The organism is Bacillus sp. FSL R5-0416, from assembly GCF_037975425.1.
Classification (GTDB): Bacteria; Bacillota; Bacilli; order Bacillales; family Bacillaceae; genus Bacillus; species Bacillus subtilis.
Window position 1 is genome coordinate 381,285 of sequence record NZ_CP150252.1, and the last position, 24,803, is coordinate 406,087.

Sequence of the window (24,803 nt, forward strand, 5' to 3'; positions counted from 1 at the left end):
GAGGTGGCATATGAGCAAAAAATCGATTCAAAAGGTGTACGCACTGACACCAATGCAGGAGGGAATGCTGTATCATGCGATGCTTGATCCGCATTCTTCCTCGTACTTCACACAATTAGAGCTTGGGATTCACGGCGCTTTTGATCTTGAAATCTTTGAGAAAAGCGTCAATGAACTGATTCGGTCATACGATATTCTCCGTACGGTATTTGTGCATCAGCAGCTGCAAAAACCGCGTCAGGTCGTGTTAGCGGAACGCAAAACAAAGGTGCATTATGAGGATATCAGTCATGCAGACGAGAACCGCCAGAAGGAGCATATTGAGCGTTACAAACAAGACGTTCAGCGCCAAGGCTTTAACCTGGCAAAAGACATATTGTTCAAGGTAGCGGTTTTCCGCCTTGATGCAGATCAGCTGTATCTTGTCTGGAGCAATCATCATATTATGATGGACGGCTGGAGCATGGGCGTCCTCATGAAAAGCCTGTTCCAAAACTATGAAGCGCTCAGAGCAGGAAGGACACCTGCAAACGGTCAAGGCAAGCCTTACTCCGACTACATCAAATGGCTTGGAAAACAGGACAATGAAGAAGCGGAGAGCTACTGGAGCGAGCGCTTGGCGGGTTTTGAACAGCCAAGCGTGCTCCCGGGCCACCTGCCTGTGAAAAAAGACGAATACGTCAATAAAGAATATTCCTTTACATGGGACGAAACATTGGTTGCCCGTATTCAGCAAACCGCAAATCTCCATCAAGTGACAGGGCCTAACCTATTTCAGGCCGTTTGGGGCATTGTTCTCAGCAAATACAACTTTACGGATGATGTTGTCTTCGGAACGGTCGTCTCAGGAAGGCCGTCTGAAATCAACGGAATTGAAACGATGGCGGGGCTGTTTATCAACACCATTCCGGTGCGGGTGAAAGTTGAAGGAGATGCTGCATTCGCTGATATTTTCACAGCTGTTCAGCAGCATGCAGTAGAGGCAGAGCGTTACGATTACGTGCCGCTCTATGAGATTCAAAAACGCTCAGCCCTTGATGGCAATCTCTTAAACCATCTGGTCGCGTTTGAAAATTATCCGCTTGATCAAGAGCTTGAAAACGGCAGCATGGAAGACCGCCTCGGGTTTTCGATTAAGGTAGAAAGCGCATTTGAACAAACGAGCTTCGATTTCAACCTGATTGTGTATCCAGGCAAAACATGGACCGTCAAAATTAAATATAACGGAGCCGCCTTTGATTCCGCTTTTATCGAACGGACAGCGGAGCACCTTACCCGCATGATGGAAGCAGCTGTCGATCAGCCGGCCGCTTTTGTGCGTGAGTACGGGCTTGTGGGAGACGAAGAGCACCGTCAAATTGTCGAGGTGTTTAACAGCACGAAAGCCGAACTCCCTGAAGGAATGGCTATTCATCAGGTGTTTGAAGAGCAAGCAAAACGGACGCCGGCGAGTACTGCCGTCGTATATGAAGGAGTCGAGCTGACGTACCGTGAGCTGAATAGAGCGGCTAACCGTTTGGCTAGAAAGCTTGTGGAACAAGGTCTTCAAAAAGGGGAAACAGCAGCGATTATGAACGATCGCTCAGTAGAAACCGTTGTCGGCATGCTGGCTGTGTTAAAAGCAGGTGCCGCATATGTGCCGCTTGATCCAGCGCTTCCGGGGGATCGTCTTCGTTTCATGGCAGAGGACAGCTCCGTTCGAATGGTTTTGACCGGAAATTCTTATACAGGGCAGGCACATCAGCTGCAAGTGCCGGTTCTTACACTGGACATAGGCTTTGAAGAGAGTGAAGCGGCTGACAATCTCAACCTGCCATCCGCCCCGTCTGATTTGGCGTACATCATGTACACATCCGGTTCAACGGGCAAACCGAAAGGCGTCATGATCGAACATAAAAGCATTCTGCGCCTCGTCAAAAATGCCGGGTACGTTCCTGTTACTGAAGAGGACCGCATGGCGCAAACGGGAGCTGTCAGCTTTGATGCCGGAACGTTTGAGGTATTCGGCGCACTGCTGAATGGCGCAGCGCTTTATCCAGTCAAAAAAGAAACGCTGCTTGATGCAAAACAATTTGCTGCATTCCTGCGTGAGCAAAGCATCACAACCATGTGGCTGACATCACCTTTATTCAACCAGCTTGCTGCAAAGGATGCGGGTATGTTCGGCACACTGCGCCATTTAATCATCGGCGGAGATGCCCTTGTCCCGCATATTGTCAGCAAAGTAAAACAGGCATCGCCGTCGCTTTCATTGTGGAACGGATACGGCCCGACAGAAAACACGACATTTTCAACCAGTTTTCTGATCGACCGCGAGTATGGCGGCTCTATCCCAATCGGGAAGCCGATCGGTAATTCCACTGCCTACATCCTGGATGAGCAGCAATGCCTGCAGCCAATCGGCGCGCCTGGTGAGCTTTGCGTAGGCGGAATCGGTGTAGCGCGTGGGTATGTCAATCTCCCTGAGCTGACAGAGAAGCAATTTCTCGAAGATCCATTCAGACCGGGTGAGAGAATTTATCGCACTGGTGACTTGGCAAGATGGCTGCCGGACGGCAATATCGAATTTTTAGGAAGAATCGATAATCAAGTGAAGGTGCGCGGCTTCCGAATTGAGCTTGGCGAAATTGAAACAAAACTGAACATGGCTGAGCATGTGACAGAGGCTGCGGTGATCATCCGCAAGAACAAAGCGGATGAAAATGAAATTTGCGCGTACTTTACGGCGGACCGTGAAGTGGCTGTGAGCGAGCTGAGAAAAACACTGTCTCAGTCTTTGCCTGACTATATGGTCCCTGCCCACCTGATTCAAATGGACAGTCTGCCGCTCACGCCAAACGGGAAAATCAACAAAAAAGAACTGCCTGCACCGCAATCAGAAGCCGTGCAGCCGGAATACGCAGCACCAGAAACAGAGAGTGAAAAGAAATTAGCGGAGATCTGGGAAGGAATACTCGGCGTCAGAGCAGGCGTTACCGATAACTTCTTTATGATCGGCGGCCATTCTTTGAAAGCGATGATGATGACGGCGAAAATTCAAGAGCATTTTCATAAGGAAGTTCCGATAAAAGTGCTTTTTGAAAAGCCGACTATTCAAGAACTGGCACTGTATTTGGAAGAGAACGAAAGCAAGGAGGAGCAGACGTTTGAACCGATCAGGCAAGCATCTTATCAGCAGCATTATCCTGTATCCCCGGCCCAGCGGAGAATGTATATCCTCAATCAGCTTGGACAAGCAAACACAAGCTACAACGTCCCCGCTGTACTTCTGCTGGAGGGAGAAGTAGATAAAGCCCGGCTTGAAAACGCGATTCAGCAATTAATCAACCGGCACGAAATCCTCCGTACATCGTTTGACATGATCGACGGAGAGGTTGTGCAAACCGTTCATAAAAACATATCGTTCCAGCTGGAGGCTGCCAAGGGACGGGAAGAAGACGCGGAAGAGATAATCAAAGCATTTGTTCAGCCGTTTGAATTAAACCGCGCGCCGCTCGTCCGTTCGAAGCTTGTCCAGCTGGAAGAAAAACGCCACCTGCTGCTCATTGATATGCATCATATTATTACTGACGGAAGTTCAACAGGCATTCTAATCGGTGATCTTGCCAAAATATATCAAGGCGCAGATCTGGAACTGCCACAAATTCACTATAAAGATTACGCAGTTTGGCACAAAGAACAAACTAATTATCAAAAAGATGAGGAATACTGGCTCGATGTCTTTAAAGGCGAACTGCCAATACTGGATCTTCCCGCGGATTTCGAGCGGCCAGCTGAACGGAGCTTTGCGGGAGAGCGCGTGATGTTTGGGCTTGATAAGCAAATCACGGCTCAAATCAAATCGCTCATGGCAGAAACAGATACGACAATGTACATGTTTTTGCTGGCGGCGTTCAATGTACTCCTTTCCAAGTACGCGTCACAGGATGATATCATTGTTGGCTCGCCGACAGCTGGCAGAACACATCCTGATCTGCAAGGTGTGCCGGGTATGTTTGTCAACACGGTGGCACTCAGAACGGCACCAGCGGGAGATAAAACCTTCGCGCAATTTCTTGAAGAGGTCAAAACAGCCAGCCTTCAGGCATTCGAGCACCAGAGCTATCCGCTTGAGGAGTTGATTGAAAAGCTTCCGCTTACAAGGGATACAAGCAGAAGTCCGCTGTTCAGCGTGATGTTCAACATGCAGAATATGGAGATTCCTTCATTAAGATTAGGAGATTTGAAGATTTCCTCGTATTCCATGCTTCATCATGTTGCGAAATTTGATCTTTCCTTGGAGGCGGTCGAGCGTGAAGAGGATATCGGCCTAAGCTTTGACTATGCGACTGCCTTGTTTAAGGACGAGACGATCCGCCGCTGGAGCCGCCACTTTGTCAATATCATCAAAGCGGCCGCGGCTAATCCGAACGTTCGGCTGTCTGATGTAGATCTGCTTTCATCTGCAGAAACGGCTGCTTTGCTAGAAGAAAGACATATGACTCAAATTACCGAAGCAACCTTTGCCGCTCTTTTTGAAAAACAGGCCCAGCAAACACCTGACCATCCTGCGGTGAAGGCTGGCGGAAATCTGCTGACCTATCGCGAGCTTGATGAACAGGCGAACCAGCTGGCGCATCATCTTCGTGCCCAAGGGGCCGGAAATGAAGACATTGTCGCGATTGTTATGGACCGGTCAGCTGAAGTCATGGTATCGATTCTCGGTGTCATGAAGGCGGGGGCAGCTTTCCTTCCGATTGATCCTGATACACCTGAAGAACGAATCCGTTATTCATTAGAGGACAGCGGAGCAAAAATTGCGGTCGTGAATGAAAGAAACATGACGGCTATTGGGCAATATGAAGGGACAATCGTCAGCCTTGATGACGGTAAATGGAGAAATGAAAGCAAGGAGCGCCCATCATCCATTTCCGGGTCTCGCAATCTTGCATACGTCATTTATACGTCCGGTACGACCGGAAAGCCAAAGGGCGTGCAGATTGAGCATCGTAATCTGACAAACTATGTCTCTTGGTTTAGTGAAGAGGCGAGCCTGACGGAAAATGATAAGACTGTATTGCTTTCATCTTACGCATTTGACCTTGGCTATACGAGCATGTTCCCCGTACTTCTGGGCGGGGGCGAGCTCCATATCGTCCAGAAGGAAACCTATACGGCGCCAGATGAAATAGCGCACTATATCAAGGAGCATGGGATCACATATATCAAGCTGACACCGTCTCTGTTCCATACAATAGTGAACACCGCCAGTTTTGCAAAAGATGCGAACTTTGAATCCTTGCGCTTGATCGTCTTGGGAGGAGAAAAAATCATCCCGACTGATGTTCTCGCCTTCCGTAAGATGTATGGACATACCGAATTTATCAATCACTACGGCCCGACAGAAGCAACGATCGGCGCCATCGCCGGGCGGGTTGATCTGTCTGAGCCGGATGCATTTGCGAAACGCCCGACAATCGGACGCCCGATTGCGAATGCCGGCGCGCTTGTCTTAAATGAAGCATTGAAGCTTGTGCCGCCGGGAGCGAGCGGACAGCTCTATATCACGGGACAGGGGCTTGCGAGAGGGTATCTCAACAGGCCTCAGCTGACAGCCGAGAGATTTGTAGAAAATCCATATTTGCCGGGAAGCCTCATGTACAAAACCGGAGATGTCGTACGAAGACTTTCTGACGGTACGCTTGCATTTATCGGCCGGGCTGATGATCAGGTGAAAATCCGCGGCTACCGCATTGAGCCGAAAGAAATTGAAACGGTCATGCTCAGCCTCAGCGGAATTCAAGAAGCGGTTGTATTAGCGGTTTCCGAGGGCGGTCTTCAAGAGCTTTGCGCGTATTATACGTCGGATCAAGCTATTGAAAAAGCAGAGCTCCGGAAGCAGCTTTCCCTAACACTGCCGTCTCATATGATTCCTGCTTTCTTTGTGCAGGTTGACGCGATTCCGCTGACGGCAAACGGAAAAACCGACAGAAACGCTTTGCCGAAGCCGAACGCGGCACAATCAGGAGGCAAAGCCTTGGCCGCACCGGAGACAGCGCTCGAAGAAAGCTTATGCCGCATTTGGCAGAAAACGCTTGGCATAGAAGCCATCGGCATTGATGACAATTTTTTCGATTTAGGCGGCCATTCATTAAAAGGGATGATGCTGATTGCCAACATTCAGGCGGCATTGGAGAAAAGCGTACCGCTTAAAGCACTGTTCGAGCAGCCGACTGTTCGCCAGCTGGCGGCTTATATGGAGGCGTCTGCCGTTTCAGGCGGCCATCAAGTCCTCAAACCGGCTGACAAGCAGGCTATGTATCCATTGTCATCCGCCCAGAAACGGATGTACGTGCTCAATCAGCTTGACCGCCAGACGATAAGCTACAACATGCCATCTGTTCTTCTAATGGAAGGAGAGCTTGATATTTCGCGCCTGCGTTACTCACTCAATCAGCTTGTGAACCGTCACGAATCATTGCGGACATCATTTATGGAAGCTAATGGTGAGCCTGTTCAGCGCATCATTGAGAAGGCGGAGGTTGATCTTCATGTGTTTGAAGCCAAAGAAGACGAAGCGGACCAAAAGATTAAGGAATTTATCCGGCCATTCGACTTAAACGACGCACCGCTCATTCGCGCAGCTTTGCTTCGAATAGAAGCAAAAAAACATTTGCTGCTTTTAGATATGCATCACATCATCGCAGACGGCGTCTCAAGAGGCATTTTTGTAAAAGAATTGGCGCTGCTTTACAAAGGAGAACAGCTTCCGGAGCCGGCGCTTCATTATAAAGATTTCGCCGTTTGGCAAAATGAAGCTGAGCAAAAAGAACGGATGAAGGAGCATGAGGCGTATTGGATGTCGGTTCTTTCTGGCGAGCTGCCAGAGCTTGATCTCCCGCTCGATTATGCCCGTCCGCCTGTGCAAAGCTTTAAAGGAGATACGATCCGTTTCCGTACGGGAAGTGAGACGGCAAAGGCGGTAGAAAAACTGCTTGCGGAAACCGGAACGACCTTGCACATGGTGCTCCATGCTGTTTTCCACGTCTTTTTAAGCAAAATTTCCGGACAGCGGGATATCGTCATCGGCTCCGTTACTGCCGGCCGGACGAATGCTGATGTTCAGGACATGCCGGGAATGTTCGTCAATACACTTGCCCTGAGAATGGAAGCGAAAGAACAGCAAACATTTGCGGAGCTTTTGGAGCAAGCAAAGCAGACGAGCCTGTCAGCGCTTGAGCATCAGGAGTATCCGTTTGAAGATCTCGTTAATCAGCTTGATCTCCCTCGGGATATGAGCCGAAACCCATTGTTTAATGTGATGGTGACGACAGAAAACCCTGATAAAGAACAGCTTACATTGCAAAATCTGAGCATTTCACCTTATGAGGCTCATCAGGGAACTTCTAAGTTTGATCTGACACTGGGCGGATTTACTGATGAAAATGGCATTGGCTTGCAGCTCGAATATGCGACAGATCTGTTCGCGAAAGAAACAGCTGAAAAATGGAGCGAATACGTTCTGCGGCTACTAAAGGCTGTTGCGGATAACCCGAACCAGCCGCTTTCCAGCCTGTCACTGGTCACCGAGACAGAAAAGCAAGCGCTTCTTGAGGCATGGAAGGGCAAAGCGCTGCCTGTGCCGACAGACAAAACGGTTCATCAGCTATTCGAAGAGACTGTCCAGCGCCACAAAGACTGTCCGGCTGTCACATACAACGGCCAGTCTTGGACGTACGGCGAGCTGAATGCGAAGGCAAACCGTCTCGCGCGGATTCTGATGGACTGCGGCATCAGCCCGGATGACCGCGTCGGCATTCTCACGAAGCCGTCGCTTGAAATGTCCGCCGCGGTGCTCGGCGTCTTGAAAGCCGGAGCGGCGTTTGTGCCGATTGATCCTGACTACCCGGATCAGCGGATTGAGTATATTTTACAGGACAGCGGCGCGAAGCTTCTCTTGAAGCAAGAGGGGATTTCAGTGCCGGACAGCTATACGGGAGATGTCATACTTCTCGACGGAAGCCGCACGATTCTAAGCCTGCCGCTTGATGAAAACGACGAGGGAAATCCAGAGACGGCTGTAACTGCGGAGAACTTGGCGTACATGATTTACACGTCTGGAACGACCGGACAGCCGAAGGGTGTCATGGTCGAGCACCATGCGCTTGTGAACCTGTGCTTCTGGCACCACGACGCGTTCAGCATGACAGCGGAGGACCGCAGTGCGAAGTACGCAGGCTTTGGGTTCGACGCTTCCATTTGGGAGATGTTCCCGACCTGGACGATCGGTGCTGAACTTCACGTCATTGATGAAGCGATCCGCCTCGATATCGTCCGCCTGAACAATTACTTCGAAACGAACGGCGTAACGATCACGTTCCTGCCGACACAGCTTGCGGAACAGTTCATGGAGCTTGAGAACACATCACTTCGCGTCCTCTTGACCGGAGGAGACAAGCTGAAGCGCGCAGTGAAAAAGCCGTACACACTCGTCAACAACTACGGACCGACAGAAAACACGGTCGTTGCCACAAGCGCAGAAATCCATCCGGAGGAAGGCTCGCTTTCCATCGGACGGGCGATCGCCAATACGAGAGTATACATCCTCGGCGAGGGCAATCAGGTGCAGCCGGAAGGCGTAGCCGGAGAGCTTTGCGTGGCGGGGCGCGGACTGGCACGAGGCTATCTGAATCGAGAAGACGAAACCGCGAAGCGGTTTGTCGCTGATCCGTTTGTGCCGGGTGAGCGCATGTACCGCACCGGCGATTTGGTGAAATGGACGGGCGGCGGCATCGAATACATCGGCCGGATCGACCAGCAGGTCAAGGTTCGCGGCTACCGGATCGAGCTCTCAGAAATTGAAGTCCAGCTCGCCCAGCTTTCTGAGGTGCAGGATGCGGCAGTGACGGCTGTCAAAGATAAAGGCGGCAACACAGCGATCGCGGCGTATGTCACACCGGAAACAGCTGACATAGAAGCACTGAAATCAGCACTAAAGGAAACCCTGCCGGATTACATGATCCCGGCGTTCTGGGTGACGCTGAACGAGCTTCCGGTTACGGCAAACGGCAAAGTGGACCGCAAAGCCTTGCCTGAGCCGGACATCGAAGCGGGAAGCGGAGAATACAAAGCGCCGACGACCGACATGGAAGAGCTGCTTGCCGGCATCTGGCAGGACGTGCTTGGAATGTCTGAAGTCGGTGTCACCGACAATTTCTTCTCGCTTGGCGGAGATTCCATCAAAGGAATTCAAATGGCGAGCCGCTTGAATCAGCACGGCTGGAAGCTGGAAATGAAAGATCTCTTCCAGCATCCGACGATCGAAGAGCTCACCCAGTACGTAGAGCGTGCCGAAGGCAAACAGGCAGACCAAGGCCCGGTGGAGGGCGAAGTCATCCTGACGCCGATCCAGCGCTGGTTCTTTGAAAAGAACTTCACGAACAAGCACCACTGGAACCAATCGGTGATGCTTCACGCCAAGAAGGGCTTTGATCCTGAACGAGTGGAGAAAACATTGCAGGCGCTGATCGAGCATCATGACGCGCTCCGTATGGTCTTTCGTGAGGAAAACGGGCACATCGTTCAGGCGTATCAACCGATCGGTGAGAGCGAGGTCAGCTTCGAAATCGTGGATCTGTACGGCTCCGATGAAGAGATGCTGAGAAGCCAGATTAAAATTCTCGCGAACAAGCTGCAGAGCAGTCTCGATCTGCAAAACGGGCCGCTTCTAAAGGCGGAGCAATATCGCACAGAAGCTGGGGATCACCTGCTCATTGCTGTACACCATCTCGTGGTCGACGGTGTGTCATGGCGGATTTTGCTTGAAGATTTTGCTTCAGGCTACATGCAGGCTGAGAATGAAGAGAGCCTTGTCTTCCCGCAAAAAACAAACTCCTTCAAGGACTGGGCGGAAGAACTGGCGGCATTCAGCCAATCAGCGCATCTTTTACAGCAGGCTGAATACTGGTCGCAAATTGCCGCTGAACAGGTTTCTCCTTTACCGAAGGATTGTAAAACAGAGCAGCGGATCGTCAAGGATACATCATCCGTCCTATGTGAATTAACGGAAGAAGACACGAAGCATCTTTTAACAGATGTTCATCAGCCATATGGAACTGAAATCAACGATATTCTTCTCAGCGCGCTCGGTTTGACAATGAAAGAATGGACAAAGGGGGCCAAAATTGGCATTAACCTTGAGGGACACGGCCGGGAGGACATTATCCCGAATGTGAATATCTCCAGAACGGTCGGCTGGTTTACGGCACAATACCCTGTTGTGCTCGACATATCTGACGCAGATGCCTCGGCTGTGATCAAAACAGTCAAAGAAAACCTGCGCCGCATTCCGGACAAAGGTGTTGGCTACGGCATTCTTCGTTATTTCACAGAAACAGCGGAAACAAAGGGCTTCACACCGGAGATCAGCTTCAACTATTTGGGCCAATTCGACAGTGAAGTCAAAACCGATTTCTTTGAACCGTCCGCTTTCGATATGGGGCGCCAAGTAAGCGGAGAATCAGAGGCGCTGTACGCTTTAAGCTTCAGCGGCATGATCAGAAATGGCCGGTTTGTGCTTTCCTGCTCCTACAATGAAAAGGAGTTTGAAAGAGCCACGATTGAAGAGCGAATGGAACGGTTTAAAGAAAACCTCCTGATGTTAATCCGCCATTGCACGGAAAAAGAAGACAAGGAATTCACACCAAGCGACTTTAGCGCTGAAGACCTTGAAATGGACGAGATGGGAGATATCTTTGACATGCTTGAGGAGAATTTAAAATAAAACGCAAGGGAATTACAGAAGGCGGGAGCGAAACATATGAGTCAATTTAGCAAGGATCAGGTTCAAGATATGTATTACCTATCGCCGATGCAGGAAGGGATGCTTTTTCATGCCATCCTGAATCCCGGCCAAAGCTTTTACCTTGAACAAATCACGATGAAAGTAAAAGGCAGCTTGAATATCAAATGTCTTGAAGAAAGCATGAATGTGATCATGGACCGGTACGATGTATTTCGTACCGTGTTCATTCACGAAAAAGTAAAAAGACCTGTCCAAGTCGTATTGAAAAAACGGCAGTTCCATATAGAAGAAATCGATCTGACACACTTAACGGGCAGCGAGCAAACAGCCAAAATCAATGAGTACAAAGAACAGGATAAGATCAGGGGTTTTGATTTGACGCGGGATATTCCGATGCGGGCAGCCATTTTCAAGAAAGCTGAAGAAAGCTTTGAATGGGTGTGGAGCTACCACCACATTATTTTGGACGGATGGTGCTTCGGCATCGTCGTACAGGATCTATTTAAGGTATACAATGCTCTGCGCGAACAAAAGCCGTACAGCCTGCCGCCCGTCAAACCGTATAAAGACTACATCAAGTGGCTTGAAAAGCAGGATAAACAAGCATCACTGCGTTACTGGCGCGAGTATTTAGAGGACTTTGAAGGACAAACGACGTTTGCGGAGCAAAGAAAGAAACAAAAGGACAGCTATGAGCCGAAAGAGCTGCTCTTTTCACTCCCGGAGGCGGAAACAAAGGCCTTTACCGAGCTTGCAAAATCGCAGCATACCACTTTGAGTACGGCACTGCAGGCAGTCTGGAGCGTATTGATCAGCCGCTATCAGCAGTCTGGCGATTTGGCCTTCGGTACAGTTGTTTCAGGGCGTCCCGCGGAAATCAAAGGCGTTGAACATATGGTCGGGCTGTTTATCAACGTTGTCCCGAGACGTGTGAAGCTGTCTGAGGGTATCACATTTAACGGCTTGCTCAAGCAGCTGCAGGAGCAATCGCTGCAGTCTGAGCCGCATCAATATGTGCCGCTTTATGACATCCAAAGCCAGGCCGATCAGCCGAAACTGATTGACCACATCATTGTTTTTGAGAACTATCCGCTTCAGGATGCGAAAAATGAAGAAAGCAGTGAAAACGGCTTTGATATGGTGGATGTTCATGTTTTTGAGAAGTCGAATTATGATCTCAACCTGATGGCTTCCCCGGGAGATGAGATGCTGATTAAGCTTGCTTATAACGAGAATGTGTTTGATGAGGCGTTTATCCTGCGCTTGAAATCTCAGCTTCTCACAGCAATTCAGCAGCTCATCCAGAATCCGGATCAGCCTGTCAGCACGATCAACCTCGTTGACGACAGGGAGAGAGAATTTTTGCTAACCGGCTTAAACCCGCCGGCTCAAGCTCATGAAACAAAGCCTCTGACGGATTGGTTCAAGGAAGCAGTGAACGTCAATCCGGATGCACCGGCGCTTACGTATGCCGGCCAGACCCTGTCTTATCGCGAATTAGATGAGGAAGCGAACCGCCTTGCACGCCGGCTGCAAAAACAAGGTGCGGGCAAAGGCTCTGTTGTAGCGCTGTACACGAAGCGCTCACTTGAACTGGTGATCGGCATTCTCGGTGTATTAAAGGCGGGAGCAGCCTATCTGCCGGTTGATCCGAAGCTGCCAGAGGACCGAATCTCGTATATGCTGGCTGACAGTGCGGCAGCCTGTCTTCTGACGCATCAGGAGATAAAAGAACAAGCGGCTGAGCTGCCGTATACAGGCACAACGCTCTTCATTGATGATCAAACACGGTTTGAAGAACAGGCAAGCGATCCTGCAACCGCGATTGATCCTAATGATCCGGCATATATCATGTACACGTCCGGCACAACCGGAAAGCCAAAAGGCAATATCACCACTCATGCCAATATTCAAGGATTGGTCAAGCATGTAGACTACATGGCATTTTCTGATCAGGATACGTTCTTGTCTGTTTCGAATTACGCCTTTGATGCATTTACCTTTGATTTCTATGCTTCTATGCTGAATGCGGCACGGCTCATTATCGCAGATGAACATACGCTGCTTGATACAGAACGGCTCACAGATCTGATCCTGCAAGAGAATGTCAATGTCATGTTTGCGACAACCGCACTATTTAATCTTCTCACAGATGCGGGAGAGGATTGGATGAAGGGGCTTCGCTGTATATTATTCGGCGGAGAGCGCGCGTCAGTGCCTCATGTCAGAAAAGCGCTGCGGGTCATGGGGCCGGGCAAGCTGATTAACTGCTACGGGCCGACTGAGGGAACAGTGTTTGCGACAGCTCACGTCGTGCATGATATACCGGATTCCATCTCCTCATTGCCGATTGGAAAGCCGATCAGCAATGCCAGTGTTTATATTCTGAACGAGCAAAGCCAGCTCCAGCCATTCGGGGCGATCGGTGAACTGTGCATCAGCGGAATGGGCGTGTCAAAAGGGTATGTAAATCGTGCTGACCTCACGAAGGAAAAGTTTATCAAGAACCCGTTCAAGCCGGGAGAGACGCTTTACCGCACAGGGGATTTAGCGCGCTGGCTGCCGGATGGAACGATTGAATACGCCGGCCGTATTGACGACCAGGTCAAAATACGCGGACACCGGATTGAGCTTGAAGAAATCGAAAAGCAGCTGCAGGAATACCCAGGTGTGAAAGATGCGGTCGTTGTGGCGGACCGCCATGAGTCTGGCGATGCATCAATCAATGCCTACCTCGTGAACCGGACGCAGCTTTCAGCTGAGGACGTGAAGGCGCACCTGAAAAAACAGCTTCCTGCTTACATGGTGCCGCAAACCTTTACCTTCTTGGATGAGCTTCCTTTAACGACGAACGGGAAAGTCAATAAACGGCTGCTCCCAAAACCTGATCAGAATCAGCTGGCGGTTGAATGGATTGGACCGCGGAACGAGATGGAGGAAACAATCGCACAAATCTGGTCTGAGGTTCTCGGCAGAAAGCAAATTGGCATTCATGACGATTTCTTTGCGCTCGGAGGGCATTCCTTGAAGGCAATGACCGCCGCTTCCCGCATCAAGAAAGAGCTCGGGATTGATCTTCCAGTAAAGCTTTTGTTTGAAGCGCCGACGATCGCCGGCATTTCAGCGTATTTGAAAAACGGGGGCTCTGATGGCTTGCAGGATGTAACGATAATGAATCAGGATCAGGAGCAGATCATTTTCGCATTTCCGCCGGTTCTGGGCTATGGCCTTATGTACCAAAATCTGTCCAGCCGCTTGCCGTCATACAAGCTATGCGCCTTTGATTTTATTGAGGAGGAAGACCGGCTTGACCGCTATGCGGATTTGATCCAGAAGCTGCAGCCGGAAGGGCCTTTAACATTGTTTGGATATTCAGCGGGATGCAGCCTGGCGTTTGAAGCTGCGAAAAAGCTTGAGGAACAAGGCCGTATTGTTCAGCGGATCATCATGGTGGATTCCTATAAAAAACAAGGTGTCAGTGATCTGGACGGACGCACGGTTGAAAGTGATGTCGAAGCGTTGATGAATGTCAATCGGGACAATGAAGCGCTCAACAGCGAAGCCGTTAAACAAGGCCTCAAGCAAAAAACACATGCTTTTTACTCATACTACGTCAACCTGATCAGCACAGGCCAGGTGAAAGCAGATATTGATCTGTTGACTTCCGGCACTGATTTTGACATGCCGGAATGGCTTGCATCATGGGAAGAAGCTACAACAGGTGCTTACCGTATGAAAAGAGGCTTCGGAACACACGCAGAAATGCTGCAGGGCGAAACGCTAGATAGGAATGCCAGGATTTTGCTCGAATTTCTTAATACACAAACCGTAACGGTTTCATAAATGAAGTGATGAAAGGAGGAGACAGCCAATGAGCCAACTCTTCAAATCATTTGATGCGTCGGAAAAAACGCAGCTCATCTGTTTTCCGTTTGCCGGCGGCTACTCGGCGTCGTTTCGCCCTCTCCATGCTTTTTTGCAGGGGGAGTGCGAGATGCTCGCTGCCGAGCCGCCGGGACACGGCACGAATCAAACGTCAGCTATTGAGGATCTTGAAGAGCTGACGGATTTGTACAAGCAAGAACTGAACCTTCGCCCTGATCGGCCGTTTGTGCTGTTCGGACACAGTATGGGCGGAATGATCACCTTCAGGCTGGCGCAAAAGCTTGAGCGTGAAGGCGTCTTTCCGCAGGCGGTTATCATTTCTGCAATCCAGCCGCCTCATATTCAGCGGAAGAAAGTGTCCCACCTGCCTGATGATCAGTTTCTCGATCATATTATCCAATTAGGCGGAATGCCCGCAGAGCTTGTTGAAAATAAGGAGGTCATGTCCTTTTTCCTGCCTTCTTTCCGATCAGATTACCGGGCTCTTGAACAATTTGAGCTTTACGATCTGGCCCAGATTCAGTCGCCTGTTCATGTCTTTAACGGGCTTGATGATAAAAAATGCATACGAGATGCGGAAGGCTGGAAGAAGTGGGCAAAAGACATCACATTCCATCAATTTGACGGCGGGCACATGTTCCTGCTGTCACAAACGGAAGAAGTCGCAGAACGGATTTTTGCGATCTTGAATCAGCATCCGATCATTCAACCGTGATCAAAAGCGGACAGCTTCGGCTGTTCCGCTTTTTTTGTGTAGAATGCCAACTTTTGCATGGTATAATAGTCGAAATACTCAAACAAAGGCAGGTCGAAACATGCGCACGTCTCCCAGGATGAAATGGTTTGTATTGCTGTTTACGTTTGTTTTCGCCATCGGAATGAACTCATTCAGAAATTCCTTTCAATTTTTTATGCTGCCAATGGCAGACGCCTTCCATGCCGACAGGTCGCTGATTTCGGTTTCTGTCAGCATTTTTATGATCACAACCGGCATCGTCCAGTTTTTTGTCGGTTTTTTTATCGACCGTTTCAGTGTCAGAAAAATTATGGCGCTTGGAGCTGTCTGCATCAGCGCAAGCTTTTTGGTGCTTCCTTATTCACCGAATGTTCATGTGTTTTCCGCCATTTACGGTGTGCTTGGCGGAATCGGCTATTCCTGCGCGGTCGGCGTGACGACCCAGTATTTCATCAGCCGTTGGTTTGACACACACAAAGGTCTGGCGCTTGCTATTTTGACCAATGCCAACTCTGCGGGCCTGCTGCTTCTCTCACCCATTTGGGCTGCGGCTCCGTATCATGCCGGCTGGCAGAGCACCTATACCATTTTGGGAATCGTCATGGCGGCTGTTCTGCTGCCGCTCCTCGTCTTTGGGATGAAGCACCCGCCGCATGCGCAAGCGGAGTCTGTGAAAAAATCTTATGATTGGCGGGGGTTTTGGAACGTGATGAAGCAATCCCGCCTCATTCATATCCTGTACTTCGGCGTGTTTACTTGCGGATTTACAATGGGAATTATTGATGCTCACCTCGTCCCGATACTGAAGGATGCGCATGTCTCTCATGTCAACGGAATGATGGCCGCGTTCGGGGCATTTATCATCATTGGCGGATTATTGGCGGGCTGGCTGTCAGATCTCCTCGGCAGCAGAAGCATCATGCTATCCATCTTATTTTTCATTCGGCTGCTCAGCCTCATTTGCCTGCTCATTCCCATTCTCGGAATTCATCAAAGCGACCTTTGGTACTTCGGGTTTATCCTGTTATTCGGGCTCAGTTACACAGGCGTGATCCCGCTGACCGCGGCGTCAATTTCGGAAAGCTATCAAACAGGATTGATCGGATCGCTGTTAGGCATCAATTTCTTTATCCATCAGGTTGCTGGAGCTCTCAGCGTGTATGCGGGCGGTTTGTTTTTTGACATGACTCATGGTTATTTGCTGATTGTCGCTGTGTGCATTGTGTTTGTGGGTTTATCGGCTGTAATAGAGCTGGTGCCGTTTTTAGATAAACAGAAGGCAAAAGAAACCCACCATTCAATATAAAAGGATCAGCACTGTCAATGCTGATCCTTTTTAAATTTGAGTTTTTTTGTTTCGGTATTTTTAAGGATAATCTCCTTGAATCTGTTCATCTCCACTTCGGAATGAAAAAAATGTTTTGGGATCGCAATATATTGGCTGCTGGATGTATTGATGCGGAAGATATTCTTATATTCGAAAACAGCTGTGATTTCATTCCAATTGAAAATGAGGTCATATTTTTTAGAACATATACGAATTCCTTCTTGGTTCAGAGTATATGTTCTTTTAGATTTCATCCGTTCGTTCTTCTTGTATGCTCTGGAAAACTTCACATATAGAAGAAGGAGGAGCAGCAGTGTAAACAGAACTGACATCACGATAATCAACATACTGTTCATAAACAAGTTAAGCGCGTCACTGCCATAAACGATACGGGGCCATCCATTAATGAAGTTAACTGCAGCAAATATGGCGCAAAACAACAGAAAGTAAAAGCATGATATTTTTGCGATTTGATAAAAAAAGATTTCTCTTACATCCTTAAAAGCGATTTCTCCTGGAAGATTGATACTTTCACTAGCATATTGAATCATACGGTAAACCTACACCTCTAACCATGTTTTTCCTTTCAGTCTAACATAATTTCTCATTTTTTTGCAGGCATACCAGGGCGCTTTGTTTTTTTCTCCAGATTGATATTGCTCCCCACCACGCCAATCATAATACAAACAGCCCCGGCAAGATGATACCAGGCCAGGCTTTCGTTGAGAATCACAACTCCTGCAATCATCGTCACAATGGTAGATACATGATTAAAAGCGCTCATTTTAAACGCCTCAATTCGCGACAGCGTATAGTTAGACAGAAACGAAGTGACAAGTGAAGACAGCACGCCCAAATACACAATGGCGAGAACGAAGCCGGGCTCCCGGAACGGCAGAAAATAAGTGCCGACTGTTCCCGCCGCTCCGTGACGCACAAGGGCGATGGCGTTGAAGACGACAAAGCCGATGGCTGACATGATGTAGGTGAGCTCTGTCAGCTTGAACCGCTGCGTCATTTTTCTGGCAGCAGTATTGTACATCGCTGAAGACAAAGCGGACAAAAGGATCAGCAAAGACCCTTTTAAGCTGGCTGATTCCACGTCAACGCCTTTCATCACAAAAATAAACATGACGCCGGCAACGGATAAAACCGTGAACCCCTTTTGCGTCCACGTTGGGCGTTCCTTTAAAACATAAGCGGCAAAGACCATCGTGAAAATCGGAATGGCTGCCTGAATAATTCCCGCTTCAGAGGAGGACGAGTACACAAGGCCGAATGCCTGAAAGCTGAAAAATAACGCGGGATACAGCAGGGCGAGCGGCAAAATGGCAATGACGTCCTTTACGCGGATTGATAGCTTTACCCAGCCGAATAAGATCGGTACAGTGGCCGCAGCAAACGCAATGGTGAACCGATGCGCCAAAATATCAAACGGCTCTGCTGTTTGCAGTGCGATTTTTACGAATAGAAAGGATAAACCGATAATGAACGAATATAAAATAGCCGCTATATAAGCGGGGGCTTGCTGATGTTTAACCATAATGGGAAGGGCTCCTTTACCTGAATTGCAGCGCCGGTCGCTCCCTTTATTGTATGGCCGCGGTCAGAACGGTACAATGAGAAAAACAATGAACTGTACCGGTACAAAACAGGGGGAGAAGGCATGGAGAAATATATGAGTCTAGTAACGAGGATAGAGGAGATGATGCAAAGCACCGCCTATCAAGAAGGAGACAGGCTTCCATCTATCCGTCAGCTGTCCGCCCGCTACCAAGTCAGCAAAAGCACAGTGATCCGCGCGCTGCAGGAGCTGGAAAAGCGCCACCTTATCTATTCTGTTCCGAAAAGCGGCTATTATATTGTGAAAAAGACAGGGAAATCAAAAAGCGGGCAACCTGGCCCCATCGACTTTGCCACATCTGCGCCGGATCCAGATGTGTTTCCGTATCTTGATTTTCAGCACTGTATCAACAAAGCGATTGATACATACAAAAACGATTTGTTTATTTATGGGACGCCAAAGGGGCTTCCATCACTCATCCGCGTACTCCGAAAGCTCTTGGCCACTCAACAGGTATTTGCGGATGAACGGCATATTTTTATTACATCAGGTGTCCAGCAGGCGTTATCCTTGCTTTGTGCCATGCCGTTCCCAAATGGGAAAGAGAAGATCGCCATTGAACAGCCGGGCTACCATTTGATGGTCGAACAGCTTGAGACGGTCGGGATTCCCGCCATCGGAGTGAAACGAACGGAAGAAGGGCTTGATATAGCCGAGGTTGAGCGGTTATTTCAAACAGAATCGATTAAATTTTTTTATACGATGCCGCGCTTCCATAACCCGCTTGGCTGCTCATTGTCAGAGCGTGATAAACAGGAGCTTGTGAGACTGGCAGAAGCGTATGATGTCTATCTCGTTGAGGATGATTACCTCGGTGATCTGGAGGAAAATAAAAAGGCAGATCCGCTGTACGCATATGATCTGTCCTCACATGTCATCTATTTGAAAAGCTTCTCGAAAATGATGTTCCCCGGCCTCCGCGTGGGGGCGGCTGTTTTGCCCGAAGCGCTGACTGACACGTTCTATGCGTACAAAAAACTGAACGACATCGACTGTTCAATGATTTCTCAAGCAGCATTGGAGATTTACCTGAAAAGCGGTATGTACGGCAGGCATAAGGAGAAAATCAGAGATTCTTATAAAGAGCGGTCGCTGAGGCTACATCAAGCCATTCGAACTCACAGGCAGCTGGGAAGCGGACGCTTTACGTTCTCCAGCGGGCAGGCACCCTGTATGCACACCCATCTGGTGCTTCCTCAGGATCTGCCCGCCTCAAGAGTGATTCATAGACTGAAAAAACAAGGGGTTCTCCTTGAGGCGATAGACCGTCATTATTTATCAGATTATCCGAAAGAAAATCTATTAAAAATCAATATTTCCAATGTGAAAACGGAAGATATTGAGCGCGGTGTCAAGCTGTTGATGAGCCATTTATAAAAGCTCTTCGTACGAGACCATTGTGATATCCTCAGGGAAATCAGGGTGTGCGGCGCATACAGCCATTTTGTAGCCGGGATCGACCTCATACGTTTTGATATAGCATGGGGAATGGCTGTCCGGAAGCTCAATGGATACTTGTCCGTCCTGGTGCAGGCGCACTGAAAAGGAATCAAGCGGAAGCGATAAGCCTTTGCCTTCCTGTTTGATAAAGCTTTCTTTCATTGACCATAGATGATAAAAATAGTCTGTCTGCTCGTCCTTGTCTTTTGCTAAAAGGTCGCTGTACTCTGTTTTTGAAAAGAAGCGCTTGGCGATCTCAAGGCTGATCGGTTTCGTTTTTTCGATATCTATGCCGATCGGCTGTGAATCAAACGCACCAATGACCCAGCGGCCGGAGTGAGAAATGTTGAAATGAGCGTCGGGAAGATCAGGGATGCACGGCTTCCCGTATTCCTGTGTGCTAAAGCGGATATCGGATTTGTCCAACTGATACTGCCTGCTTATGACTGAGCGAACGAGCACATCTCCCAGCAGGGTGCGGTGAGCATCTTCTTTATGATAAAATCTCCGGCATTTCTCCCGTTTTTCAGGTGATATGAAAGACATGAACCGTTCATTTTCTTCCTGTGAAAGCGGGCGGTCCATATAAATTCCGTAAATCTTCATTCTAGATCCTCCGTCTGCAAAAGATTGTCAAAACCATCCTATCATACTTCCACAAGACTCATATAGAGGAGAAAATAAAAAAACAAAGCCAAGGCGGCTTTGTTTTAGTGTACAGGCGGAGATGCTTTCACAGCGGCGGTCCGCCTTGCCACAGCATAATTCAGCAACTGGATTGACTGGGGCAATGAAAAGCGCAAAATAAGTCCGGTGAGGATGGCGGTCAAAATGGTGCCAAAACCGATCGGCCCGCCCATGCCCCATGCCGCAAACAAAATGGTTATTTCCATGCCGTTCCGCACCCATTGCACATTCCAGCCGGTTTTTTCTGTAATCAGCATCATCAGTGAATCACGCGGCCCCGCGCCAAGGCCTGCTGATACATAAACACCGACGCCGTAACCGATCAGCACCACGCCTAGAGAGAAGACGATGATCGAGCCTGTGTAGGTCGAGGGGGCAGGCAGAATGAAATTGAAAAAATCTATAAATACACCAATGAGCACCATATTCAGGAGGGCACCAATTTTCGGCCAAGCTCTCGTAAACAATGACGTGAATCCGACGATGAGCGCTCCAATAATGATGGACCACTGGCCGACGGTAAGCCCGAAGTGCTGAAACAGGCTGTAATGAAATGCATCCCACGGACTAATGCCGAGTGCTTTTCCTTCTATCGTCAGGGATACACCAAAAGCCAAAATGATCAAACCGGCAAAATAAAATGTCCAGCGCAGAACAAGTTCTTGCTTCACGTGAGGTCCCTTCTTTCGTAAAAATCAGTCGATTGTCATTGTAGCACATCTGACAGAAGGGCGGAATAGGCGAAAGGGGCTCAACAAAAAAACAGGGCCGCCGCAGGCGCCCTGTTTCAGCGTGTTGGCAAACCCTTGCATTCGTTGTCAGGCCTGTGCTTCGGTGCTCACGAATTTAACATTCGCTGTGCTCCAATGCTCGCCCTTCCTAGACTTCAAAGGTTTTCAATCACGCTGAAAATCACAAAATCCTAAAACGAAAATCGTTTTAGGATTTTGTCAATAATCTGAAACAGGGCGCTGGCGCCCTGTTTTTCTTATTACAGCGGGTTCAAAATCCGGTTCAAGAACCGCTGTGTCCGTTCTTCTTTTGGTGCAGAGAAAATTTGCTCCGGCGGTCCTTGCTCCACGATAACGCCGCCGTCGATGAAGATGACTTCATCCGCAACTTCCTGCGCGAACTTGATTTCGTGGGTCACGACGACCATGGTCCAGCCTTCATTGGCCAAGTCCTTGATAACCTTCAGCACCTCTCCGACAAGCTCGGGATCAAGCGCTGAGGTCGGTTCGTCAAACAGCATGAGCTCAGGCTGAATCGCCAGTGCGCGGGCGATGCCGACGCGCTGCTGCTGGCCGCCGGAAAGCTGGAACGGATATAAATCCATTTTGTCCTTCAATCCGACTTTATCAAGAAGCTGAATCGCTTCTTTTCTGACTTCCTCTTTGTTCCGTTTTTGCACCTGAATAGGGCCCTCCATCACGTTTTCGAGGGCTGTGCGGTGCGGGAACAGGTGATACGCCTGAAACACCATTCCGGATTTTCGGCGAAGCTTTAGGATATCCGCCTGTTTCACCTTTTTAGAGAAATCGATGGAGAAATCATCAAATGCAAGCTCTCCGCGATTCGGGATCTCCAGAGCGTTCAGGCAGCGAAGCAGCGTCGTTTTCCCTGAACCTGAAGGCCCAAGTATGGCGATGACTTTTCCTTTTTCAATCTTCATATCTATCTTTTTTAAAATTTCATTTTCACCGAATGATTTGTTTAATCCTTTAACGGTAAGCATACTCGGAACCTCCTTATTTGGCCACGTAGCGGTCAAGACGCCGTTCGATGACATGCTGGACGAGTGAGAGCAGGAAGCAGATAATCCAATAAATAAAGGCTGCTTCAATATAGATCACTAAAATTTGATCAAGATTCCGCGCGCCGATTTCCTGGGCTTTTCTGAACAGCTCAGCGACCAGAATTTGAGAGGCGAGGGATGTATCTTTAATCAGGCTGATAAAGGTATTGGATAATGGCGGGATCGACACACGAAACGCCTGCGGCAAAATGACGCGGAACAGCGTTTTTTGATGTGTCATGCCAATTGTGTAGCCGGCTTCCCATTGCCCTTTCGGCACGGATAAAATAGATGCCCGAATGATTTCAGATGCATAGGCGCCGACGTTTAAAGAAAAGGCGATAACTGCGCTTGGAAATGGATCTAATGTGACGTTAAAGGCCGGGAACAGATAGAAAATGATGAACAATTGAACGAGAAGAGGAGTGCCGCGTATTGCGGATACGTATACGCTGAACACCCATCTCAAAGGTCTCACTTTCGACATTCTGGCAAGCGCCGTAATCAGCGCCAGGATCATTCCGAATATAAAGGAAAGAATCGTAAGGGGAATCGTATAGTAGATTCCCCCTGAAAGTATCGGCCAGAATGACTGCTGCACCAGATCCCACGGGATCGCCGTGCCAAGCGTCAATGCCGGCAGATTATTTAGAAACATCTTCGCCGAACCATTTTTTAGAAATTTTAGAAAGAGTCCCGTCCTCTTTCATTTCTTTTAATGCTTTGTTGACTTGATCAACAACCTCGCCGCTTCCTTTACGGAACGTGAAATATGTTGACTGAGGATCACCTGTTTCAAACGCGATTTTCACGTTTTTATTGCCAGATGTTTTTAAGTAGTTCAATACGGCAAGCTTATCGTTGTATGTCATATCGACGCGGCCTTGCTGGATCATTTGAAGGGCCTGCGCCATACCTTCAACGCCTTCTACTTTAGCGCCGGCATTTGTAGCTAATTTGTTGTAGTTGCTTGTCAGTGATTGAGCTGACGTTTTTCCTTTTACGTCTTTTTCAGACTTAATATCGTTGTTGTCTTTTTTCGTTACGACAACAGCTCTTGATGTTGTGTATTTATCTGAGAAATCATATTTGTCTTCACGATCTGTTTTTCCGACTTGGTTGGCAACAACGTCAAACCGTTTGGAATTCAGGCCGGCAAACATACTGTCCCACTGTGTTTCCTTAAAGTCGACTTTAAGCCCGAGGCGTTTTGCGACTTCTGTGATAACTTCGACATCATAGCCAGTCAGTTTATCAGTGTCTTTGTCGTGGTAAGTGAACGGCTCATATGTTCCTTCCGTTCCGACTGTGAGCACACCTTTTTTCTTAATTGAAGCCCAAAGATCGCCATCTTTGGCATTATCTTTTGACTGATTGTCATTTCCTGCTCCGCAAGCTGCAAGAGCTGCAATACTTACGACCATGAATAAAGCCAATAATGCTTTTTTCATCTTATTCCCCACTTTTCTGGTTGATTTTATTGAAATAAAAAAATAGCTTACAAATCTAAAGGATAACTTTTTTTTAGTATGAGTCAAGTAATTGGTTTTCATAAGGCAAATTCTTTTAAAATAAATCCAAAAATTGCTGTGCCGGTTTAGGCAAATAACTGTCCGTTCTCCACATGACAGCCGGTGTCATAATGAAGGGATTATTTTCGATATGGACGGTGTGAACGTGATTTCTCATATGAACGGGAATCATTGTGACGGGCAAAATAGACGCGCCGAATCCGGATGACACGAGGCTGAGCAAAGTTGCAGAGTCGTGGCATTCACAAACAATGCGCGGCTCCAGATTCAAACGATGAAATTCATTCATGACCTGATTATAGACGCCTTTTCCGTTGACAGGCCGCAGCAGGATCAGCGGAAATGAAGGAATGTCCTCCATCTTAATGGTGTCTCCGCACGGATATCCGGCTTCATCTGAAAGCACGAGCACACATGGAATGTCATCAAGCTGCTTGAATTGTACCGTGTCACTTTTGATCAGTGTTGTCGTGACCGCCGCATCGATTTGCCGGCTTTCCAGCAGTTCCAACAGTGTCGCGGGTTCATTTTCCCAAATATTAAAGGTGAGATGGGGGTATCTCTCTTTGATCTGTGTTACTTTTTCAAGCATCAAAGCCGCGCAATAAATCGTTGATCCCACGGCAAGTGTGCCGGCTACTTCCTCCTTCAGCTCCTGTACCTCAATGACTGCATCTTCAAACCTATGCAGAATCTCTTTTGCTCTTTTTAGAAAAACAGCTCCTTCATATGTAAGAGTCATTTGTTTTTTCTTGTTCCGGTCAAACAGGACAACACCAAGTTCGTCCTCCAGCTGTTTGAGCTGCCTGCTTAAAGGCGGCTGCGCCATGTGAAGCTTTTTGGCTGCGGACGTGATTTTCTGTTCTTGGGCAATGGTAATGAAGTATCGAAGCTGGCGAATATCCAAAAGAAAGCGCCTCCTTATCATACCTTTTAGGTATTAAATATAGATTTAATAGATATTTTTCATATGGATATATCAGGAGTATGATTG

At 48.5% G+C, this 24,803-nt stretch carries 13 protein-coding genes and 2 pseudogenes; 7 read left to right on the top strand and 8 right to left on the bottom strand.

Translation table 11 applies throughout. The features are described 5' to 3' along the window. Positions 1 to 10 precede the first annotated feature (10 nt). From srfAB (NYE20_RS01995) to NYE20_RS02020, 6 genes and pseudogenes are all read left to right on the top strand, one after another. Positions 11 to 3,103 (top strand): annotated as a pseudogene (gene srfAB, locus NYE20_RS01995) (surfactin non-ribosomal peptide synthetase SrfAB); the annotation flags it as partial. 43 nt (positions 3,104 to 3,146) lie between these two features. Beyond that, positions 3,147 to 3,287, top strand: coding sequence for a competence protein ComS (gene comS, locus NYE20_RS02000; protein ID WP_010886404.1), 141 nt, complete (start codon positions 3,147 to 3,149; stop codon positions 3,285 to 3,287). After that, positions 3,233 to 10,762, top strand: a pseudogene (gene srfAB / locus NYE20_RS02005) (surfactin non-ribosomal peptide synthetase SrfAB); the annotation flags it as partial. The gene comS and the pseudogene srfAB (NYE20_RS02005), both read left to right, overlap by 55 nt. 36 nt (positions 10,763 to 10,798) lie before the next feature. Next, positions 10,799 to 14,626: a surfactin non-ribosomal peptide synthetase SrfAC gene (gene srfAC, locus NYE20_RS02010; protein WP_161621342.1), complete on the top strand. Its 3,828-nt coding sequence runs from the start codon at positions 10,799 to 10,801 to the stop codon at positions 14,624 to 14,626. Positions 14,627 to 14,654: 28 nt separating this feature from the next. After that, the gene (gene srfAD, locus NYE20_RS02015) at positions 14,655 to 15,383 is read left to right on the top strand and encodes a surfactin biosynthesis thioesterase SrfAD (protein WP_015715230.1); all 729 of its coding nucleotides are present in this window, start codon (positions 14,655 to 14,657) and stop codon (positions 15,381 to 15,383) included. 100 nt (positions 15,384 to 15,483) lie between these two features. Further along, positions 15,484 to 16,710, top strand: a complete 1,227-nt coding sequence (locus tag NYE20_RS02020) for an MFS transporter (RefSeq protein WP_339184363.1) — start codon at positions 15,484 to 15,486, stop codon at positions 16,708 to 16,710. Between the two features lie 14 nt (positions 16,711 to 16,724). Here the strand turns inward: NYE20_RS02020 and NYE20_RS02025 are convergent, their stop codons facing one another. Next, positions 16,725 to 17,282, bottom strand: a complete 558-nt coding sequence (locus NYE20_RS02025; protein WP_064671939.1) for a YcxB family protein — start codon at positions 17,280 to 17,282, stop codon at positions 16,725 to 16,727. Between the two features lie 53 nt (positions 17,283 to 17,335). Next, on the bottom strand, positions 17,336 to 18,274 hold the full coding sequence (locus NYE20_RS02030; protein ID WP_041336873.1) for a DMT family transporter: 939 nt from the start codon (positions 18,272 to 18,274) through the stop codon (positions 17,336 to 17,338). Between the two features lie 123 nt (positions 18,275 to 18,397). Between NYE20_RS02030 and NYE20_RS02035 the strand changes: the two genes are divergently transcribed. Then, a complete protein-coding gene (locus NYE20_RS02035; RefSeq protein ID WP_161621343.1) occupies positions 18,398 to 19,732 on the top strand; it encodes a PLP-dependent aminotransferase family protein in 1,335 nt (444 codons plus the stop codon). Here NYE20_RS02035 and NYE20_RS02040 read toward each other — a convergent pair. From NYE20_RS02040 to bsdA, 6 genes are all read right to left on the bottom strand, one after another. Further along, positions 19,727 to 20,401, bottom strand: a complete 675-nt coding sequence (locus NYE20_RS02040; RefSeq protein ID WP_032726545.1) for a 4'-phosphopantetheinyl transferase — start codon at positions 20,399 to 20,401, stop codon at positions 19,727 to 19,729. The genes NYE20_RS02035 and NYE20_RS02040 overlap by 6 nt on opposite strands. A gap of 104 nt (positions 20,402 to 20,505) precedes the next feature. Next, on the bottom strand, positions 20,506 to 21,153 hold the full coding sequence (locus NYE20_RS02045) for a YitT family protein (protein WP_014475783.1): 648 nt from the start codon (positions 21,151 to 21,153) through the stop codon (positions 20,506 to 20,508). A gap of 320 nt (positions 21,154 to 21,473) precedes the next feature. Beyond that, complete coding sequence (gene tcyC, locus NYE20_RS02050; protein ID WP_003234543.1) at positions 21,474 to 22,217, bottom strand: cystine ABC transporter ATP-binding protein TcyC; 744 nt, start codon at positions 22,215 to 22,217, stop codon at positions 21,474 to 21,476. A 13-nt stretch (positions 22,218 to 22,230) separates the two neighbouring features. Then, on the bottom strand, positions 22,231 to 22,935 hold the full coding sequence (gene tcyB, locus NYE20_RS02055) for a cystine ABC transporter permease TcyB (RefSeq protein ID WP_003234541.1): 705 nt from the start codon (positions 22,933 to 22,935) through the stop codon (positions 22,231 to 22,233). Beyond that, a complete protein-coding gene (tcyA, locus tag NYE20_RS02060; RefSeq protein ID WP_032726543.1) occupies positions 22,922 to 23,728 on the bottom strand; it encodes a cystine ABC transporter substrate-binding lipoprotein TcyA in 807 nt (268 codons plus the stop codon). The genes tcyB and tcyA overlap by 14 nt, the downstream gene beginning before the upstream one ends. 115 nt (positions 23,729 to 23,843) lie before the next feature. After that, positions 23,844 to 24,716, bottom strand: coding sequence for a transcriptional regulator BsdA (gene bsdA / locus NYE20_RS02065; RefSeq protein WP_003234533.1), 873 nt, complete (start codon positions 24,714 to 24,716; stop codon positions 23,844 to 23,846). Positions 24,717 to 24,803 lie beyond the last annotated feature (87 nt).

Coding starts and splice junctions, on each gene's coding strand:
- srfAC (WP_161621342.1), top strand. CDS start 10,799: ATGAGTCAATTTAGCAAGGATCAGGTTCAAGATATGTATTACCTATCG.
- srfAD (WP_015715230.1), top strand. CDS start 14,655: ATGAGCCAACTCTTCAAATCATTTGATGCGTCGGAAAAAACGCAGCTC.
- NYE20_RS02020 (WP_339184363.1), top strand. CDS start 15,484: ATGCGCACGTCTCCCAGGATGAAATGGTTTGTATTGCTGTTTACGTTT.
- NYE20_RS02025 (WP_064671939.1), bottom strand. CDS start 17,282: ATGATTCAATATGCTAGTGAAAGTATCAATCTTCCAGGAGAAATCGCT.
- NYE20_RS02030 (WP_041336873.1), bottom strand. CDS start 18,274: ATGGTTAAACATCAGCAAGCCCCCGCTTATATAGCGGCTATTTTATAT.
- NYE20_RS02035 (WP_161621343.1), top strand. CDS start 18,398: ATGGAGAAATATATGAGTCTAGTAACGAGGATAGAGGAGATGATGCAA.
- NYE20_RS02040 (WP_032726545.1), bottom strand. CDS start 20,401: ATGAAGATTTACGGAATTTATATGGACCGCCCGCTTTCACAGGAAGAA.
- tcyC (WP_003234543.1), bottom strand. CDS start 22,217: ATGCTTACCGTTAAAGGATTAAACAAATCATTCGGTGAAAATGAAATT.
- tcyB (WP_003234541.1), bottom strand. CDS start 22,935: ATGTTTCTAAATAATCTGCCGGCATTGACGCTTGGCACGGCGATCCCG.
- tcyA (WP_032726543.1), bottom strand. CDS start 23,728: ATGAAAAAAGCATTATTGGCTTTATTCATGGTCGTAAGTATTGCAGCT.